19 protein-coding genes and 4 tRNA genes are annotated in these 18099 nt (G+C 58.9%); 6 read left to right on the top strand and 17 right to left on the bottom strand.

Annotated features, from left to right (window positions below; all coding sequences use genetic code 11):
- The 10 genes from JFN93_RS03430 to JFN93_RS03385 form a co-directional block, all read right to left on the bottom strand.
- On the bottom strand, nucleotides 1–440 hold a 440-nt coding region (locus tag JFN93_RS03430), incomplete at its 3' end, for an AAA family ATPase (RefSeq protein WP_199382583.1).
- A gap of 14 nt (nucleotides 441–454) precedes the next feature.
- Nucleotides 455–631, bottom strand: a complete 177-nt coding sequence (locus JFN93_RS03425) for a YezD family protein (protein ID WP_199382582.1) — start codon at nucleotides 629–631, stop codon at nucleotides 455–457.
- Between the two features lie 280 nt (nucleotides 632–911).
- Nucleotides 912–1742, bottom strand: a complete 831-nt coding sequence (locus JFN93_RS03420; protein WP_199382581.1) for a nucleotide-binding protein — start codon at nucleotides 1740–1742, stop codon at nucleotides 912–914.
- Between the two features lie 182 nt (nucleotides 1743–1924).
- Nucleotides 1925–2386: an RrF2 family transcriptional regulator gene (locus tag JFN93_RS03415; RefSeq protein WP_199382580.1), complete on the bottom strand. Its 462-nt coding sequence runs from the start codon at nucleotides 2384–2386 to the stop codon at nucleotides 1925–1927.
- A gap of 189 nt (nucleotides 2387–2575) precedes the next feature.
- Nucleotides 2576–2660 (bottom strand) — tRNA-Leu (locus tag JFN93_RS03410).
- A gap of 49 nt (nucleotides 2661–2709) precedes the next feature.
- A tRNA-His gene (locus tag JFN93_RS03405) sits at nucleotides 2710–2785 on the bottom strand.
- A 13-nt stretch (nucleotides 2786–2798) separates the two neighbouring features.
- Nucleotides 2799–2875, bottom strand: a tRNA-Arg gene (locus JFN93_RS03400).
- A gap of 17 nt (nucleotides 2876–2892) precedes the next feature.
- Nucleotides 2893–2970, bottom strand: a tRNA-Pro gene (locus JFN93_RS03395).
- Nucleotides 2971–3417: 447 nt separating this feature from the next.
- Nucleotides 3418–4446 (bottom strand): phosphate ABC transporter substrate-binding protein PstS, encoded by a 1029-nt coding sequence (gene pstS / locus JFN93_RS03390; protein WP_199382579.1) that lies wholly within the window; start codon nucleotides 4444–4446, stop codon nucleotides 3418–3420.
- Between the two features lie 49 nt (nucleotides 4447–4495).
- Nucleotides 4496–5176 carry a response regulator gene (locus tag JFN93_RS03385; protein WP_199382578.1) on the bottom strand — a complete coding sequence of 227 codons (681 nt, stop codon included), beginning with the start codon at nucleotides 5174–5176 and terminating at the stop codon, nucleotides 4496–4498.
- Between the two features lie 163 nt (nucleotides 5177–5339).
- Between JFN93_RS03385 and JFN93_RS03380 the strand changes: the two genes are divergently transcribed.
- Nucleotides 5340–5600 carry a hypothetical protein gene (locus JFN93_RS03380; RefSeq protein WP_199382577.1) on the top strand — a complete coding sequence of 87 codons (261 nt, stop codon included), beginning with the start codon at nucleotides 5340–5342 and terminating at the stop codon, nucleotides 5598–5600.
- A gap of 271 nt (nucleotides 5601–5871) precedes the next feature.
- On the opposite strand, the gene JFN93_RS03375 is transcribed toward JFN93_RS03380, so the two are convergent.
- Both JFN93_RS03375 and JFN93_RS03370 read right to left on the bottom strand, forming a co-directional pair.
- A complete protein-coding gene (locus JFN93_RS03375; RefSeq protein ID WP_199382576.1) occupies nucleotides 5872–6366 on the bottom strand; it encodes a chemotaxis protein CheW in 495 nt (164 codons plus the stop codon).
- Nucleotides 6367–6655: 289 nt separating this feature from the next.
- Nucleotides 6656–9160, bottom strand: coding sequence for a glycogen/starch/alpha-glucan phosphorylase (locus tag JFN93_RS03370; protein WP_199382575.1), 2505 nt, complete (start codon nucleotides 9158–9160; stop codon nucleotides 6656–6658).
- Nucleotides 9161–9524: 364 nt separating this feature from the next.
- Here JFN93_RS03370 and JFN93_RS03365 point away from each other — a divergent pair, with 364 nt between their 5' ends.
- The 3 genes from JFN93_RS03365 to JFN93_RS03355 all read left to right on the top strand — a co-directional run bounded on the left by JFN93_RS03365 (nucleotide 9525) and on the right by JFN93_RS03355 (nucleotide 11396).
- Entirely contained in the window at nucleotides 9525–9932 is a 408-nt protein-coding gene (locus tag JFN93_RS03365) for a bacteriohemerythrin (RefSeq protein WP_199382574.1), read from the top strand.
- A gap of 322 nt (nucleotides 9933–10254) precedes the next feature.
- A complete protein-coding gene (locus JFN93_RS03360) occupies nucleotides 10255–10713 on the top strand; it encodes a MarR family winged helix-turn-helix transcriptional regulator (protein WP_199382573.1) in 459 nt (152 codons plus the stop codon).
- A gap of 92 nt (nucleotides 10714–10805) precedes the next feature.
- Nucleotides 10806–11396, top strand: a complete 591-nt coding sequence (locus JFN93_RS03355; protein ID WP_199382572.1) for a YceI family protein — start codon at nucleotides 10806–10808, stop codon at nucleotides 11394–11396.
- A gap of 157 nt (nucleotides 11397–11553) precedes the next feature.
- Here the strand turns inward: JFN93_RS03355 and JFN93_RS03350 are convergent, their stop codons facing one another.
- From JFN93_RS03350 to JFN93_RS03335, 4 genes are all read right to left on the bottom strand, one after another.
- The gene (locus tag JFN93_RS03350; RefSeq protein WP_199382571.1) at nucleotides 11554–11703 is read right to left on the bottom strand and encodes a lmo0937 family membrane protein; all 150 of its coding nucleotides are present in this window, start codon (nucleotides 11701–11703) and stop codon (nucleotides 11554–11556) included.
- A 16-nt stretch (nucleotides 11704–11719) separates the two neighbouring features.
- The gene (locus tag JFN93_RS03345; RefSeq protein WP_199382570.1) at nucleotides 11720–11908 is read right to left on the bottom strand and encodes a Thivi_2564 family membrane protein; all 189 of its coding nucleotides are present in this window, start codon (nucleotides 11906–11908) and stop codon (nucleotides 11720–11722) included.
- 16 nt (nucleotides 11909–11924) lie between these two features.
- Entirely contained in the window at nucleotides 11925–12212 is a 288-nt protein-coding gene (locus JFN93_RS03340; protein ID WP_199382569.1) for a sll1863 family stress response protein, read from the bottom strand.
- A 113-nt stretch (nucleotides 12213–12325) separates the two neighbouring features.
- The gene (locus JFN93_RS03335) at nucleotides 12326–12640 is read right to left on the bottom strand and encodes a BON domain-containing protein (RefSeq protein ID WP_199382568.1); all 315 of its coding nucleotides are present in this window, start codon (nucleotides 12638–12640) and stop codon (nucleotides 12326–12328) included.
- A 293-nt stretch (nucleotides 12641–12933) separates the two neighbouring features.
- Here JFN93_RS03335 and JFN93_RS03330 point away from each other — a divergent pair, with 293 nt between their 5' ends.
- Together JFN93_RS03330 and JFN93_RS03325 are read left to right on the top strand one after the other, a co-directional pair.
- Nucleotides 12934–13260, top strand: coding sequence for a metal-sensitive transcriptional regulator (locus JFN93_RS03330; protein ID WP_199382567.1), 327 nt, complete (start codon nucleotides 12934–12936; stop codon nucleotides 13258–13260).
- A gap of 66 nt (nucleotides 13261–13326) precedes the next feature.
- Nucleotides 13327–16269 (top strand): heavy metal translocating P-type ATPase, encoded by a 2943-nt coding sequence (locus tag JFN93_RS03325; protein WP_199382566.1) that lies wholly within the window; start codon nucleotides 13327–13329, stop codon nucleotides 16267–16269.
- Nucleotides 16270–16802: 533 nt separating this feature from the next.
- Here the strand turns inward: JFN93_RS03325 and pal are convergent.
- Nucleotides 16803–17417 (bottom strand): peptidoglycan-associated lipoprotein Pal, encoded by a 615-nt coding sequence (pal, locus tag JFN93_RS03320; protein WP_236021509.1) that lies wholly within the window; start codon nucleotides 17415–17417, stop codon nucleotides 16803–16805.
- Between the last annotated feature and the right edge of the window lie 682 nt (nucleotides 17418–18099).

Here is an 18099-nt window from a genome sequence, read left to right as displayed (position 1 = left end):
TCGGCGATCCCCTCGCGCACCGGAACCGCGAAGCCGCCGCAGACGACGTCGCCCAGAACGTCATAGACGACCACGTCAAGGTCCAGTTCCTCGAAGACCCGAAGCTGCTTTAAAAGCTCGACCGAGGTGATGATGCCGCGCCCGGCGCAGCCGACCCCGGGAGCCGGACCGCCCGCCTCGACGCAATAGATGCCGTTGAACCCCTCGAAGATGATCTCGTTCGCCTTGACCGTCTTCTTCTCGCGCAGGGTGTCGAGGATAGTCGGGATGTACCCGCCGCCGCGCAGGGTCGTGGTCGAGTCGCTCTTGGGGTCGCAGCCGATCTGCATGACCTTGAGCCCGAGCACCGACAGTGCCGCGGTAATGTTGGAGGTGGTCGTCGACTTGCCGATTCCCCCCTTGCCGTAAATCGCGATGGTTTTGACTTTCTTACCAGACATCTGCATCTCCTTTTCTAGCGGCCGGGGCCGATTCTGAATTTTTCGGTCTTGTCGATCTGCAAAACCTTTCCTTCCTGCACGACGACCGTGATCGAGCCGAAACGAAGCTCCCCGAGCATCTCGATGATCCGCCGCACTGTCGCGGCTATTGAATCTTCCTTTTTTCGAATGATTACTGAACCGGTTGCCATCCTCATCTCCCCAGTCTTTCAACGTACCCGATCTGCAATTGCTTTCGCCTGAGCTCGGCGAACGTATCCGGCCGCACCTGGTTGAGAATAGGTTGGGCATCGAAAAAAAAGAGGCCAGGGATTTAAAAAATGTCCCTGGCCTCCAGTGTGTCTGGTCAACCTGTCGTTCTTATTTTGAGCCTCGAGGCGGGAGCCCCAAGGGTATATAAATATTTTTTCTACAAGCTAACTAGACTAATAACCGATCTGATTCTCCTCGTCAACCATTTTTTGCCGACGGTCAGATATTGGAACCGTCCCGAACTAAGCCCGTTTCCAGTTCGGTGATAATCTCTCCCCACTTAACCGCCCATTCTTTCAAGGCAACCGTATCGAGAAACGCAGGGCGACGCAGTTCTAAATCATCAAGGACGGTCCGGGCGACCTTTCGGTAGGCGTAGGTGACGTGACTGCTGGGCGCGGCCTCGATGAGCGTCTGGTTGTAGAAGTCACTCACCGATACCATGAGCGAATGGGTAACGCTGGCAGCGACCGTCGCGCCGGTCAGATTTGCAAAGTCCGACACAATGGATTCATAGAGTGGTCCGGACAGGTTGTTAACGACCACCCCGCCGAAACGGCAATCCGTGGCGGAAACCGTGTTCAGCCAGGCAAAAAGCTCATTCACCGCGTGTATGGCACCCATGTCGGCCGAGGTAACGGCCAGAACGCGGATGACCCCTTCGGCAGCAGCGGGCAGGACAAAGGAAGCCGCCGGTTCCCAAGAGACGTCATGGATCACGTAATCAGGGTCATATTCGCGGACCAAGGGATTCCGCAGCAGTTCTGTGGCCCCCACGGCCTCACCTTCAATTGTCAGATCACCGGCTTCAATGCAGAGACTCGAGCGGAACCCCCTGGCATAGAATGGAACCGCCCCCTCCCCATTCCAATGGGGGATCGGCGCCAACAAATTGTCCCCGCGCAGTGTCGCAGTAGTGTTCCACCGGGTATCGTAGCCGATCAGCACGACTCTTTTGCCAGCATCGGCTAGTGCGGCGGCCAAGTTGGCCGCCGTAGTCGATTTGCCGACTCCGCTTTTCCCTACTACAACCAAATGCTGTGCGGCCATAGCTCCCCTCCATTGTTATAACCAGGTGTCGCCACCTCAGGACTTTCATGCGGACAGGCGTTTAGGCAATCGACTGCCGGTTTTAGTATTTTTACCCTATGGTTTTACTATACTATCGTTACAAAAAAAGAGCTCTCGCCTTCACGCGGGAATAAGCGACCATCTCGATGCCCTTGGGCCTGTTAGATACAGAAATTCAGGATTCCCTTTTGCGATTCTTCAGCAGCGTCGATCTTAGCAAGCACATCATAGAGCGTCGTGCCGTCGAGGATGGCTGCCATGGCTTCCCGCACGTCTTTCATTACCAGCCTGATGCCGCAGGTTTCTTCATTGCCGCATTCGGGGCATTCGGCATATGCTGTTTCGCTGACACAAGGGACCGGTGCCAGAGGCCCTTCCATGACGCGAATTGCCTGCCCCATGGTGATGCGCTTGGGGTCTCTGCCGAGATAGTAGCCGCCCCCCTTCCCTTTCCGGCTCTGCAAGATACCGTCGTTCTTGAGCAGTAGGAGGATCGCCTCGAGAAACTTTTTGGGGATGTTCTCCTCACGCGCGAGATCCGCGATCAGAATCGGACCGCGATCGTATTGGCGTGCCAGGTAGATCAAAGCCTTCAGCCCGTATTTCGTCTTTTTCGAGATCATCTAGCTTCTCCATCGTTTTAGTAGCTTTCTATCCCGTTTCCACCATCGGTGTCAACCATTATTTCTCGGGCATGGCGCCAACCACCGACTCCAACCGATACCACCTGACAGAACCCGACGCCCCAAAAACAAAAAAGCCCCGAATATCGGGGCTTAGTGGATCAGTCTGGAGGTAGTCAAATTATTTTGTGGTGCGAGAGAGGGGACTTGAACCCCTATACCTTGCGGTGCCAGATCCTAAGTCTGGTGCGTCTGCCAATTTCGCCACTCTCGCTCGGAGGCCAGAAACAACAAACCCCGCTTACACGGGGTCTTGTTTTAATTGGGGTGGATAGTGGGATTTGAACCCACGTATGTACGAGTCACAGTCGTATGTGTTAACCGCTTCACCATATCCACCATATTAAATTGTTGGCACGCCTGAGAGGGTTCGAACCTCTGACCTACGGCTTAGAAGGCCGTTGCTCTATCCAACTGAGCTACAGGCGCAGGTTCTTTCTTAAACGTGGTCGGGGTGAGAGGATTCGAACCTCCGACCCCCTGCTCCCAAGGCAGGTGCGCTAGCCAGGCTGCGCTACACCCCGTGTCAAGAACCCTGCTTATAACATAGCCAATTTCACGGTGCAAGACTTTTTTTGCATGCAGGGCCATTTGGTGCGGTTTCAGGGTTCTGCCCTTCTGCCACTTCGAGGCAAGTATCCGCCTTCGTCACTCATGGACCGCCTTGGCTATGAGCCGCTTTATCCATCCTGGAGCGGCATTCCTGCCGCGATCAGGAACCCCAGATCGCAACACAAATATCGCTCCGTGTGTACCTGACGCAGATTTACCTTTTTCTGTGGGAGCGGCATTCCTGGCGCGAACCGCCAGAGGCGGCGACAACGGTTGTGGTATTCGCGCCGGGAAAGGCGCTCCCACAGCGAGATTGGCATCGGCACACCGAGATGGCATCAATCCCCAGATAAAGAAAGCCCGACCAGTTTTTTCGCCTGGCCGGGCTTTTTGTCATGCTGACGCTTATTGCCGTGGTTTTACTTGATGTTCTTCACGGTCTTCTCGACCATCTTCTTCACGTTCTCCGGAAGGGGAGCGTAGAGAAGCGGTGCGGCCATGTGCTGACCTTTGTGCAGGCTCCAGTTCAGAAACTCGACCAGTTTCTTGCCCTTGACCGGGTCCTTGGAGTGCTCGTAGACCAAAAGCCAGGTGAAGCCGACGACCGGGTAGGCGTCCTTGCCCGGCTGGTTCACCAGGGAGATGCGGTAGTCCGCCGGCATGTGCTTGGCGGCCCCGGCCGCGGCAGCGGAGGTGGACTTGATGGACGGCTCGACGAAGACGCCGGCCTTGTTTTTCAGCGAGGCGTAGGGGAGCTTGTTCTCAAAGGCGTAAGCGAGCTCGACGTAGCCGATGGAGTACGGGGTGGTCCTGATCTGGCCGGCCACACCCTCGTTGCCTTTGCCGCCAAGGCCGACCGGCCACTTGACCGAGGTCCCCTTCCCTACCCGCGCGGCCCATTCCTGGTTCACGCCGGTCAGGTAGTCGGTGAAGATGCTGGTGGTGCCGCTCCCGTCGGAACGGTGCACGACGACGATCGGTTTGGCCGGGAGGTGCACGCCGGGGTTGTCATCGGCAATCCGCCGGTCGTTCCACATGGTGATCTTGCCAAGGAAGATGTTGGCCACGTCCTCGGAGTTAAGCTTGAGCCCCTTGGCGACGCCCGGGACGTTGTAGGTCACGACGACCGCGCCCATGACGGTGGGGATGTGGATCAGCTTGCCCGGTGCCGCTTTGAGTTCCTCATCGGAGAGAAACTTGTCGCTGGCGCCGAAGTCGACGGTCTGCGCGGTGATCTGCTTGATGCCGCCGCCGCTGCCGATCGACTGGTAGTTGAACTTGACGCTGGAATCGACCTTGGCGTACTCGCTGAACCACTTGGAATACAGCGGATACGGGAAGGTGGCTCCCGCCCCGTTTACCAGGACCTCGGCCGAGGCCGGAACCGCGGTGGCCGCAACGGCGACCAGCGCCAGGGCGGAAAGTGTCTTTTTCAGCGACTTGAACATGTACTCCTCCTGTGTTGTTGTGTCCGTCATCTTTGACGAACCGGATTGACTACCGAGCTTCGAGTTTGTAACCGAAACCGCGTACCGTCTTGATCATGTCGCCGGCCTCGCCCATCTTCATGCGCAGCCTGGTGATATGAGTGTCCACGGTCCGGGTATCTTCCACGTAGTTGTAGCCCCAGACATCCTTGAGCAAAACGTCCCGGCTCTGCACTCTGCCCATTCGCTTCACCAGGGTCTGCAGCAATTTGAACTCGGTGCTGGTGAAGGTGACTTCCTCGCCGTTGATGACGACGAGGTGGCGGGCGGTGTCGATGGTGATCGGGCCGACCCGGACGGTGGTCCCCCCCTCGTTTTCGGTCGCGCTGCGGCGCAGCACCGCCTTGACCCGCAGCAGCAGTTCCCGCATGGAGAAGGGCTTCACCACGTAGTCGTCGGCCCCGACTTCAAAGCCGACCACCTTGTCGATCTCCTCACCCTTGGCCGTGGTCATGATCACCGGGATGTGCGCGGTCTTCTCGGTCTTCTTCAGAAACTTGCAGACCTCGGTACCGAGCATCCCGGGGAGCATCAGGTCCAGGAGCACCAGGTCCGGGAGGTGCTGGCGCGCCATCTCCAACCCTTCCAGGCCGTCGAAGGCGACCAGGGTCCGGTATCCTTCCTTTTCCAGGTTGAAGGTGACCAAGCCGGCCAGATCTTTCTCGTCTTCAATCAGCAGAATCGTTTGCATGTAATAACTCCGTGCGATTACTGCCCCAGTTAATTACCGGTGAAATGTGTAGAATCCGTTACGGAAGTGTAAAATGTTGCGCAACTGTGAAAGAATGGGCTTAATACACCGATATTTGCTCTTAGCGGCGAGCAGGCAGGATAGAAAAAGGGGAGAGCAAACTATGAAGGCAGAGGTTGTTTCCATACGGTACCGGATCCCGTTGACTGAGACCCAGGTGAACAAGTTGCGGCGGACCTGGCCCAACGGGGACCCCTTCTATCCGTACGAAAAGATGGAACGCTACCTGGCACCGCTGCAGGTAGAGGACCTGAACTGGCACCACTATTCCGGGAACTATCTCTACTTCACCGTGTACGGCGATGATCTGGAAGGAACGCTGAGAGATGCGTTGCAGGTGTTTGAGGAAAAGCTGGGGCAATGAGCAATGAACAAATACAGGGTAGGTCGTATTGAGGGACGAAACGCGACACCTGCCGCCATTATCAATGCTGGGGCTTTGAGGATATTGCGTTCCCCAGGTTGACCTTGGGAACGAGGGAGCACGGGCAGTGCGTTCCCAGGGCGGACCTTAAGAACGGGGCCTCTTGAGGGGAGGACGAACAAATAGGGCGGGGGTGCCGTTGGCTCCTCCGCCCTTTCGTTGGGACGTTCCTGCTTTTAATTGTCAGTGGTCCATTGTCGATGGTGCATTGCTACATGGACAGCTCGTCGAAGTTGAAGCTGTCGTCTCCGGCGAACATCTTGTCCAGTTGCAGCAATAACAGGAGATGGTCGCCGTGCTGGATGACGCCGCTGATGAAGTCCTGGTCGGCGCCTCCCACCATGTCGGGCGGCGGCTGGATCTCGGCACTGGAGATCCGGATCACCTCCGATACCCCGTCCACGACGAACCCCATCAGCTTGCCGTCGATGTCCATCACCATGATCCGGGTGTGGTGGTCGTAGTCGGCGGGCATCATCCCGAACCGGCTCCGCAGCGAGATGATCGGAATCACCTTCCCGCGCAGGTTGATGATCCCCTCGACCCCGTGCGAGGTGTTCGGGACATGGGTGATCGCCGTCATCCGGATGATCTCCCGGACTTTCAACACCTCGACGGCGTACTCTTCCGCCCCCAGGTTGAAACTGACCAGTTGGATCAACTCGTGCTGGCCGTCACCTTTATACGCAACAATCGCTTTGGACATATTTCCCTCCCGCCTTCACTGTTTCCTTGAGTGCGAACATCTCGCGACTCGGTTCGGCAGGAATCTGCCGCCGGCTCGCTAACTACGGTATGTATCGGCATACAATTTCGAGAACTTGAGAGATTAATGAGAACAGCCCCAACTTGCCGGAGGGGCATTCCACACCAAGCTGCGACGGATAATCGCGGCAGGAATGCCGCTCCGACCGGCACCGGCCGTCCAATCCTTTGGGCGAACTCGCCAGATCCTAAGTCTGGCGCGCCTGCTTTTGCATCCGAAGATCGAAGCCTTATGGGAACTTCACCGGCACCGGGGTCAGATGCCAGATGTCATCGTTGTATTCATTGATGGTCCGGTCGGTCGAAAACTTCCCGCTGCGTGCGGTGTTCACGATGCTCATCCGGGTCCAGGCCTCGCGGTCCAGGTAGACCTTGCCCGCCCGCTTCTGCGCCTCGACGAAGCTGCGGAAATCGGCGGCGACCATCCAGGGATCACTGGGCGAATAGATCGCATTGACGATCGGGTCGAAGATCCCGGTTTCGAACATGTTGAAGTGACCGCTTTCCATGAGGTTCATCACCCGCCGCAGATCCGGGTCGGCGGCAACGATCGAGGCCGGATCGTAGCTGCGGCGCCGGTCCTCCACCTCGCGTGCGGTCAGCCCGAACATGAAGAAGTTGTCGTCCCCCACCTCCTGCCGGATCTCGATGTTCGCGCCGTCGAGCGTCCCGATGGTGATGGCGCCGTTCATCATGAATTTCATGTTGCCGGTGCCGGACGCTTCTTTCCCGGCGGTTGAGATCTGTTCGGAAAGGTCGGTGCCGGCACAGATGACTTCCATCGCGGAAACGCGGTAGTTGGCGGCAAAGGCGACCTTGAGGAGGTCGCCGACGTCCGGGTCCTCGTTGACCACGTTGGCGACGTTGTTGATCAGCTTGATGATCAGCTTCGCCATGAAGTAGCCCGGAGCGGCCTTGCCGCCGATCAGGACGCAACGGTTGGTCCAGTCGGAGACGTCGCCCCGCTTGATCCGGTCGTAAAGATGGATGACATGCAGCACGTTGAGCAGCTGCCGCTTGTATTCATGGATCCGCTTCACCTGGACGTCGAAGAGGGCGTCCGGGTTGAAATTCACCCCGCACTTCTCCGCGACCACGGCAGCGAGACGCTCCTTGTTGGCGCGCTTTACGGCGTGCCAACGACTGCGGAACTCCGGGTCTTCGGCATGAGGCAAGAGCCCCTCGATCTGCTGCAGGTCGGCGACCCACCCGTCCCCGATCTTCTCGGTGATGAGCGAGCTGAGCCCGGGATTGCACCAGGCGAGCCAGCGCCGCGGGGTCACGCCGTTGGTCTTGTTGTTGAACTTATCCGGCCACATGTCGTAGAAATCGCGGAAAAGCCCCTGGGACAGCAGACGGGAGTGCAGGACGGCGACCCCGTTGACCGAGAAGCTCCCGACGATGGCGAGGTAGGCCATGCGGACCTGGGGCACCGGCCCCTCCTCGATGATGGAGAGCTGGCGCAGCTTGTTGTTGTCGCCGGGCCAGCGGACCGAGACCTCGGCCAGAAAGCGAGCGTTGATCTCCAGGATGATCTCCAGGATGCGGGGCAAAAGCTGCTGAAACAGCGGCAGCGACCATTTCTCCAGGGCCTCGGGGAGCAGGGTGTGATTGGTGTAGGCCATGCATCGGGTGGTAATGCTCCACGCCTCGTCCCAGCCCATCCCCTGCTCGTCCATCAGGATCCGCATCAGTTCCGGCACGGCGCAGCTGGGGTGGGTGTCGTTGAGCTGGAAGCAGTTCTTTTCGGCAAACCCGCTGAAATCCCCCTTCTTCATGACTTTCCAGCGCGCGACCACGTCCTGGAGGCTCGCCGAGGCCAGGAAGTACTGCTGGCGCAGCCGGAGCTCCTTCCCGTTTTCGCTCGCGTCGTTGGGATAGAGGACCATGGTGATGTTCTCGGCCGCGTTTTTCATGGCGACCGATTCGGTGTAACTGCCGGCGTTGAATTCGTGCAGGTCGAAGACGTCGGTCGCGGTCGCCTTCCAAAGCCGGAGCGTGTTCACCGTGTTGTTGCGGTAACCGGGTACCGGGATGTCGTAGGGGACCGCCAGGATATCGTGGGTGTCAACCAGGCGGTAGCGGAGATTCCCGTCGTCGGTGCGATAGACCTGGGTATGGCCGCCGAAGCGGACCTTCTGGGTGAATTCCGGGCGCTCCACCTCCCAGGGATACCCGTTGCGCAGCCAGTGGTCCGGTTCCTCGACCTGCCGGCCGTCCTCGATCCGCTGCCGGAACATCCCGTACTCGTAACGGATGCCGTACCCCATGACCGGCAGCTGCAGGGCGGCGCAACTGTCGAGAAAGCAGGCGGCAAGCCTGCCGAGGCCGCCGTTGCCGAGCCCGGCATCGATCTCGGCCTCGGCCAGGTCCTCGAGGTTGATCCCGAGGTTGTAGAGCGCCTGGGAGGCGGCGTCAGTGATGCCGAGGTTGAGCATCGCGTTGCCCAGGGCCCGCCCCATGAGGAATTCCAGGGAAAGGTAGTAGCCGGTCTTGGTATCGGCTTCGAGGTGGGCGTAGCGGGTGCTCTTCCAGCGCTCCATCAGGCGCTCCCGGATGGTAAGGGCCAGCGCCGTATAGTGATAATCGACGGAGCGGCAGTACCGGTCCCGCCCGAGATGATAGGTATAGTGATGGCGAAAATCATCCATCAGGGCGGGAACATCCATGGAGAGGGGTGGGAGGTCGGTGAGCCCGGGACTGTGAATGATCTTCTTCTTTCTCTTTTGAATCATCATGACTCCTTTCTGGCATTGCGAGTCGCAGGACTGGGTGCGTCCGGAGACACTACAGGATCTCATCGACTCCAAAAGCAATCAGTGAAGAATTATTTGATTAGCCAAGCCTAACTGGTACAGCGAACTTGGTCGCCAGGTATTGTTACACATCCTGGCGGCAATAAAAGGTATCCGCGTGATCGTGGCAGAGAACCGCTTGAAATTGCAATATATTTTTTTAGGACCCATTTGCAGCAGTTGCACAATGAATCCAGAAATGGTAATTTTCCCCCCTGACCCGCAACGCCGGACGACGGGAAAAACTTAATCGAGGGGAAATCCGGCTCCGCTCATCACATCAAGGGAAGGATGAGGATTGGCAATGAGAATCTCGTGGGACGAAAGTCTGGCAACCGGCGTTGAGGAGATCGACAATCAGCACAAGGAGCTGTTTGCGCGGTTCGACCGCCTGTTCACCGCTTGCAGCGATGGACGCGGCAAGGAAGAAGTGCTTCAGCTGCTGGGCTTTCTCCGCGAGTACGTCGTGGAGCATTTCACGGCGGAGGAAAAGCTGCAGTTTCGCAGCCATTACCCGCTTTATCCGGAACACAAACAGCTGCACGTAGCGTTCATCAAGGACGTCGAAAAGCTGGAACGCTCCTTCCGGGACGAGGGCGCGACCCTTTCCCTGGTGATCATGACCAACAAGACCCTTACCACGTGGCTGCTCCAGCACATCGGGAAGATGGACATGGAGTTCGCCGCCTACCTGAAGCAACAGCAAGGATAAGTTCGGCCCGGTCGCGCCGAAGACCGGCGCGACGCCCCCCTCCTTTAAGCCGCTTCGTTTCGCTGATCCGCATTCCCCAATGTCGCAGCCGGAACGCCCGAACCGGGCAAGGTACCTCCCTGTGGGAGCGCCTTTCCAGCCACGATCAGTCGCCATCACGGTCACCGCCTGCGGCGGTTCGCGCCAGGAATGGCGCCCCCACAGCCCTTTATCCGCCGCCCCCAACGCATCTTCGACGCCCCCCAAGTTCCCCTATTTTTTTTCGTTGACAGATCCATTCGCTCTTGATAGTTTAACTTTAAACTATTTGAGGGTGAACAACATGGGAAGCAGTTATCAGGGAGACGAAAAGACGCGCCGGGCGCTGGATACCTACATCAAGCTGATGCGGGCCTCCGACTCGGTCACCACCCGGGTCACCGCGCACCTTCCGAAGGCGGAGCTGACCATCAGCCAGTTCGACGTGCTCGAGTCGATCTACTACCTGGGCCCCTTGTGCCAAAGGGATATCGCCCAGAAGATCCGCAAAAGCACCGGCAACATCACGATGGTCATCGACAACCTCGAAAAGCGGGGGCTGGTGCGCCGGGAGCGCGATCCTCAGGATCGCCGCTACTTCACGATCCACCTGACCGAAGCGGGACAGGCACTCATCAGCGAGGTGTTTCCCAACCACGCCGCAGCGATCACGGAACAGATGTCGGTACTTACCGAAGCGGAGCAGGAAGAACTCGGGCGGCTTTGCCGCAAGCTCGGTTTGCAGCAGAAAAAGGGGGTGTAGCAGAAGCCAGTTTTTTTGACCTACTAGTTAAACATTCAACTATCGCACTTCAAATCAACGACAGACAAATCATTCCTACAAGGAGAGAGACCATGAAAACCTTAGTTAAATCCCTCGCCGCCATCATCACCCTCGCCCTGCCCACCTTCGCCTCTGCCGGCACCTGGGCCATCGACACCGACCACTCCAACGTCGGCTTCAAAGTACGCCACATGATGGTTTCCAACGTAAAGGGTGAATTCGCCAAGTACTCCGGCAACGTGGAAATCGACGACCAGGACCTGGCAAAGTCCAAGGTGAACGTCACCATCGACACCGCCTCCATCACCACCGGGGTCACCAAGCGTGACGAGCACCTCAAGAGCGCCGAATTCTTCGACGTCGCGAAGTACCCGACCATTACCTTCGTCTCCAAAAAAGTGAAAAAAGCCGGCGCCAACCACCTCAAGGTCTACGGCTTCCTGACCATCCATGGCGTAACCCGCGAAGCGGTCCTCGACGTGGAAGGCCCGACCAAGGCCTTCAAGGATCCGTGGGGTAACATCAAGCGGGGCGCTTCCGCCACTACCAAGATCAACCGCAAGGACTACGGCCTGACCTGGAATGCCGCCCTGGAAACCGGCGGGGTAGCTGTCGGCGAGGAAGTCACCATCGCCCTGGAAATCGAGCTCCTCAAGAAGTAACACCTCCAAGGGGAGGTTCCCAAGCCGCCGGCCCTTTCCCCAAACGCTGAATACACAAAAAACTAAGCCCCCTTCTTTCCGGAGGGGGCTTAGTTTCGATCAGTTATTCAGGGGCGAGGGATGGCCCCCTCCCCTGGTGGAAAACTCGGTCGGAGAGCTACAATGCCCTGCGTCCCGACAACAGGTTCACCACCGCAATGATGACGGCGAGAACCAGCAATATGTGAATGAATCCGCCCAGTGTGTAACTGGTAACCAGCCCAACCAGCCACAGGATGAAAAGTAAAACGACTATGGTCCAGATCATTTTCGTGTCTCCTTTGCTACCTGAGGTGGAATCTCCGAAGCTCGTCCAGAAGTCCGAATATCCTCAGCAGCCACACCACCACCGCGATCACCACCACGGCGTTTAGGATCGACTTGATCGATCCTTCCATCGGGATCAGGCGGTTAACCAGCCCCAGCAGGACTCCCACGACGATTAGTATCAGCACTACATGCAGCAACGGCATATATGAGGCCACCTCCTCATCCGATTTTGACGTCCAGGTTCTGCAACGAGCCCCGCAGGTCGGCCCAGATCCGCTCCAACGCACGGCGCTCGTCCTCGGCCGCCTCGCCACCGGCTGCATCGATCTCCCGGATTAGTTGCCCCGCCACTTTCCGGCGCAGCTCCAAAAGCTCGATGTCGCTGAAGAAATTAAGCCGTGCCTGAGCCGGAACCAGTTCGGCCCGTTCTCGAAGCCGCGCCAGCCGCTGGTCCCACTCGTAGAGCTGGGCCGAAAGATGCGCCACGTAATCGGCAACGTTTTCCATGTCGACCTCCCCCTCTGACAGTCCCAAATCCCTCTCCGACCATCATTGCCTAGAAAAACGGGTCCTAGAAGACCGGCTTCCAGGACCCATTTTCACCAATTCGCCCGAGGGCTTTACTTCACCACCAGGTCGTTGCGAACTTCCCGTACCCCTTGGACCGAGCGGGCGATGTCCCCGGCTTTGCGGGCCGAATCTGTCGAGTCAACGAAACCGCTCAACTGCACCACGCCTTGGTAGGTCTTCACGTTGATTTGGAGGGATTTAAGTCCAGGTTCCCGGAATATCTCCCCTTTTACCTTGCTGGTGATCACTGAATCATCGACGTACTGACCGGCGGTTTCGCTCTTCGTGGTGTGGGCGCAGCCGCTGATGGCGGCCACCAACCCGAGGTTGAGAATCACCGCTGCGATTCGAAGCAATCTTCCCATAACCTTCTCCTTTCCTTTCTACGCTGCAAGAATGAGCCCTAAGGCCAAACCACAGTTAGATCATACTAACGTTAAAAAATTAAGTAAATATAATCTTCCTTCCCTTCCGTCCACCCTGCCTTTTCTCCCCCCTATGACGGGTGGGGTCCCGGGAAGAGACTGGCGCCCCCCCATCCTACCGTGAGATACCGGATCTACCAAAACCACCTCGCCAACTCCATGAAGATCGAACTTGACAGAATTTAGGATAGGGGGGTAGGGTATAATCAGACTATAAAGCAAAGGAGCGTCCGATGAGCAAAGACGATTCGTGTCCCACCTGCGGCAGCAAATCCGAAGGGGTCCGCAAAAGCAACCATGACGAGAAGACGGTTCGTGACCTCGTGAACCGGATGAACCGGATCGAAGGTCAGGTGCGCGGCATCAAGGGGATGATCGAGCGCCAGGTTTACTGCGACGACATCCTTCACCAGGTCGCCTCGGTCGAGTCCGCCTTGCATGGGGTGGCGAAACTGCTCCTGGAAAAGCACATGAAATCCTGCGTCACCGAGCAGTTGAAATCGGGCGGGGACCAGGTCGTGGATGAGGTCATCACGACCATTTTCAAGCTGATCAAGTAAACCTCCCCTCCCCTTTGCCAAGGTAACTGCGGACCGTTATCCCCGGTCCGTTCAGGAGATCAATCCATGACTGATGTGGCCGGCAAGCAAGATCGGCAATCCTGCGAACTTCCCGTTTACGGCATGCACTGCCAGAAATGCGTGAAACGGGTGACCGAACTCCTCGAGTCCCTGCCGGGAATCGAACAGGTGCAGGTATCGCTTGAAAACAACAAGGCGTTCTTCAGCCGGAAGGCGGACGGCCTCCCGGTGGATGAGGTGAGGCGCAAGATCGTGGAGGCCGGATATTCCCTGACGCCGCCCAGCGCCGAACCCGAGCGCTGCGAGCTTCCCGTCTACGGGATGGACTGCCACCACTGCGTACAGAAGGTCACCGACCTTCTGTACGCCCTGCCGGGTATCGATGCGGTGCAGGTCTCCCTGGAGGAGAAGAAGGCAACGTTCACCCGCACCCCCGAGGCACCGACCTTGGACGAAATCGGCGCCGCCATCGTAGCGGCGGGTTTCGCACGCTCCCCCCGTAAGCTCCAGGCGGAACGTTGTGAGCTCCCGGTTTACGGCATGAGCTGCATGAAATGCGTGAAAAAGGTCACCGACCTCCTGGAAGGCCTGCCGGGGATCGACCACGTCCACGTTTCCCTGGAGGAAAAGAAGGCGAGCTTCCATCGGGCGCCGGACGCACCCGAGCTGGAGGACATCGGCGCCCGGATCGTGGCGGCGGGCTATGCGCTGACCGCGCCCGAGCCGAAAGCGGATGCGGCGGTTGCTCCTCCGCCCCAGCCGCCAACCACCCCCCCCGAGGCGGCGCCGGCCGGTGAGGCCGGGGCTCCGGTCACGGCCCAGTTCAAGGTGAGCGGGATGAGCTGCGCCAACTGCGCCCTCACCATCGAAAAGAAGCTCGGCAACGTCGCCGGCATCGACAGCGTTTCGGTGAATTTCGCCCAGGAGACGGTGACCGCGGTCTATCAACCCGGACGGGTCGACCGGGACCGGATCTTCGAGGAGGTAAGGAAAGCCGGCTACATTCCGCTGGAAGACCGCCACGGCGAGGAGCAGGACAGCGCGGCGGCGCGGCAACGGAACTGGCTTATTTTCAGCGCCGTCCTCTCGCTGCCGATCATGCCGATCATGTTCTGGCTACCGATGACCCCGTTTTGGATGTACGTGATGTTCGCCCTGGCGACCGCGGTCCAGTTCTCCGCCGGATTGACCTTCTACCGCGGCGCCTACCACGCGTTCCGAAACGGCTCCGCCAACATGGACGTCCTGGTCGCGCTCGGGATCAGCGCCGCCTATGGCTACAGCGTCTGCACCACCTTCCCGGACCTTTTCTTCGCCGGTCCGACCTTTTTCGACGCCTCGGCCATCCTGATCACCTTCGTCCGCTTCGGGAAGTACCTGGAAGCCAAAGCAAAAGGGCGCGCCGGGCAGGCGCTGAAGCGGCTCCTGGAGTTGCAGGCGGACAAGGCGCGGCTGCTGGTCGACGGCGTCGAGCGGGAGGTCCCCGCCTCCCAGGTGCAGGTCGGCGATCTGGTGCTGGTGAAGCCCGGGGAGCGGATTCCGTTGGACGGTGAGATCGTGGACGGCGAGGCCAGCATCGACGAATCCATGCTGACCGGCGAGCCGATCCCGGTGGAAAAGGGGCCGGGAGCCCAGGTGATCGGCGCGACCATCAACCGCTCCGGCAGCATCCGGGTCCGGGTACTGAAGACCGGCAAGGACACCGTCCTTTCCGGGATCGTGAAGCTGGTCGCCGAGGCGCAAGGGGTGAAGCCCCCGATCCAGCGGCTGGCCGACACCATATCCGCCTACTTCGTCCCGACCGTGGTCGTTTTGGCCGCGATTACCTTCGTGATCTGGTACTTCGCCCTTGACAGCAGCTTCGTCTTCGCCTTCACGGCCGCCATCGCCGTGCTGGTCATCGCCTGCCCCTGCGCCTTGGGACTGGCGACCCCGACCGCGGTCATGGTCGGATCCGGGGTAGGGCTGAACCGCGGCATGCTTTTCAAGTCCGCGGCGGTTCTCGAAGGCATCTCGAAGATCGAGGCGATCGGCTTCGACAAGACCGGGACCCTGACCAAGGGAACGCCGGAAGTTACCGATGTCGTTGCGGCACGCCCCTACACGGAAAAGGAAATCCTTGCCATTGCCGGCTCCGGAGAAGCGCCGTCCCTGCATCCGCTGGCCCAGGCGGTGGTGGCGCGGGCCAGGGCCGAAGGGGTGGAGATCTTCGAGGTCTCGGGCTACCACGAGGAGAGCGGGCACGGCATCTCCTGCGACTACCTCGGCGCACCGCTGCTGGTCGGCAACCGCCGGCTGATCGAAAAGCACGGGATCGCCATGGGGGAACTGGCGGGGCATCTGGCGCGATTGGCCGGCGCGGGGAAAACGACCATGGTGGTGGCGCTGGCCGGGCGGGTGATCGGCATCATCGCGCTGGCCGACGTGCTCAAGGAAACGACCAAGGAGGCGATCCGGCGCCTGCAGGGGCTGGGACTCAAGACCTTCATGGTCACCGGGGACAATCGGCTCGTGGCGCAGACGGTGGCGCGCGAGGTGGGGATTGACGAGACGGCCTGGGAGGTCCTGCCCCAGGACAAGATCGAGGTGGTGCGCAAATTCCAGGCGCGGGGCCTGAAGGTGGCGATGGTGGGCGACGGCATCAACGATGCCCCGGCGCTCGCCCAGGCCGACATCGGCATCGCCATCGGCTCGGGTACCGACGTCGCCAAGGAAACCGGAGACGTGATCCTGGTCCGCAACGATCTGCTCGACGTCGAACGGGCGATCCGGCTGGGGCGCGCAACCCTGGCGAAGATCAAGCAGAACCTCTTTTGGGCCTTGATCTACAACGTGGTCGGCATTCCGGTCGCCGCTGGGGTTCTCTTTCCCCTGACAGGAAAACTGCTCCCGCCGGAGTGGGCCGGACTGGCCATGGCCCTCTCCTCGGTTTCGGTGGTGACCAACTCTCTGATGTTGAAGGGGTACGGGAAGAAGCTGCTCGATTGATTGGACGAAATAGATATGTTGAGCGGGAGGTGAGGCAGGACGGGTGAGTAGCTTTCAGTGCCGTTTGATCAAGGCGATGATGGCGATGAGGCCCCAGAGACAGGCAAGAACGATAACGAAAATTACCATCTACCCCCTCCTATGCAGTGAAGTCAGTAAAAGAAGCGATCTCCATTCAAGTCAAGAAACTGAATCAGAGCAGACCGACTGTCTGTCACAGGCCAGCAAAGATCATCGTGCGGACAATGAGGTACCTGCGGTGAAAGAGACTTAAGGAATATACCGTTGCGAAATTGTGTTGCAAGCAGCAGCCCGAAAGAACCCGCAAATTTATGTCAAAGTCACCGTTTGCATCCATACCAACTATCGGTGTCAACGCTTGCCGGCAGTGAATAAAAAAGGTGAGGCCTGAATCGGGCCTCACCTTTTTTTGTCGTTTACTCAGAGGATTGCGTTGAACGGGTTCATCGAAACACAACGATTGGCACAGGGCGGAAGCGTCGCGTTTCGTCCCGCAACGCGACCTACGACGCTTACGGAACCAGCACGAACTCGTCGCGGCGGTTTTTGGACCACGCCGCTTCGTCGTGCCCCGGATCCGCCGGCTTTTCGTTGCCGTAGCTGATCGTGGTCAGCTGCTTGGACGACACCCCGAGGGCGGCCAGGTATTTGGCCGCAGCCTGAGCCCTACGTTCACCAAGGGCCAGATTGTACTCATCGGAGCCGCGCTCGTCGCAGTACCCCTCGATCCGGACCTTCTTCTGCGAGTTGTGCTTCAGGACCTCGAGGTCTTCGGTCAGCTTCTGGCGTGCCTGTTGATCGAGGCTCGCGGAGTCGAACCCGAAATAGATGCTGCTCAGGCCATGCTGCAGGTTGGCCGCGCCGACCGCGTCGCCGTTGGCCCCTTTCTGCCCTTCACCGGCAACCGGCACCACCGCCGGCTGGGAGACGACGATGTTCTCTGGGGTAATGGCGGCACGATTTTGGGCGTTGGCCGCGTCCGCCTTGGCGCTCTTGGCATCCGGGGTGACAACGGCGGCCGGCGCGATCGGCTGATCGTTTTTCACCAACCCCTGCTTCGCGCAACCGGTAAAAGCAAGCATTCCGAGCAGTACAGCGGGTACGATACGACGGTTATTGATCTTCATTCAAGCATCTCCTTGTGATGAGTTGAAAAGCCTAGTTGATGTTAGAAAGCCGGCAGCATCAACAACAAGGAGGTGCCCGCGAAGTCCGGGGAGGACGGACGAGGAACGTGGGGGAGGAGAACACCAGCACGACAACCACGAGGGAGATGAGTTGCCGGGGATCCAATCCGGGTGCCACGGGGAGAACGGCGACCGGCACCACCACCCCCCTCACGCCTGATTCCCGAACCGTCTCTTCTTTTTCGAGAACGGCCCGCTGCAGGGGCTTGGGACGGTAGGGACGACCCAAGTCCGGGACGCGCATGCCAGCCGAAAAAATAGAGAGGGCGAGCAACAGGGACACGAGCAGCGCCAGACCGTAGTATTGAGTCCGGATTTTTGCCATGCCCGGGATGTTATTCCATTTGCAAGAGTAAGGCAAGGGAGATCCTCTCATGAAAATCAACCTCCGGGTAAAATCGGAGGTCCCTTTTTCCGCCCAGCGGCGAGATTCGGGACAAACCGGCGAATGCCATGTAATTTCAGGTCCTTGGAAGAAAACCAAAAATAGCAGATTGACAATATTCTCTTTTCAATATATATACCTTCCCAGATTATAATTTCAAACTTCCACCCGAGCCGACCAGCCGAGGCAACCGCAAACCCCTCCCTCCCGCAGCGGAGGGAAAAACAGCAGGCCCAC

The organism is Geomesophilobacter sediminis (assembly GCF_016458275.1).
Lineage (GTDB): Bacteria > Desulfobacterota > Desulfuromonadia > Geobacterales > Geobacteraceae > Geomesophilobacter > Geomesophilobacter sediminis.
Note: the sequence above shows the minus strand (reverse complement) of the source record. Positions and strands in the feature narration are given on the sequence as shown.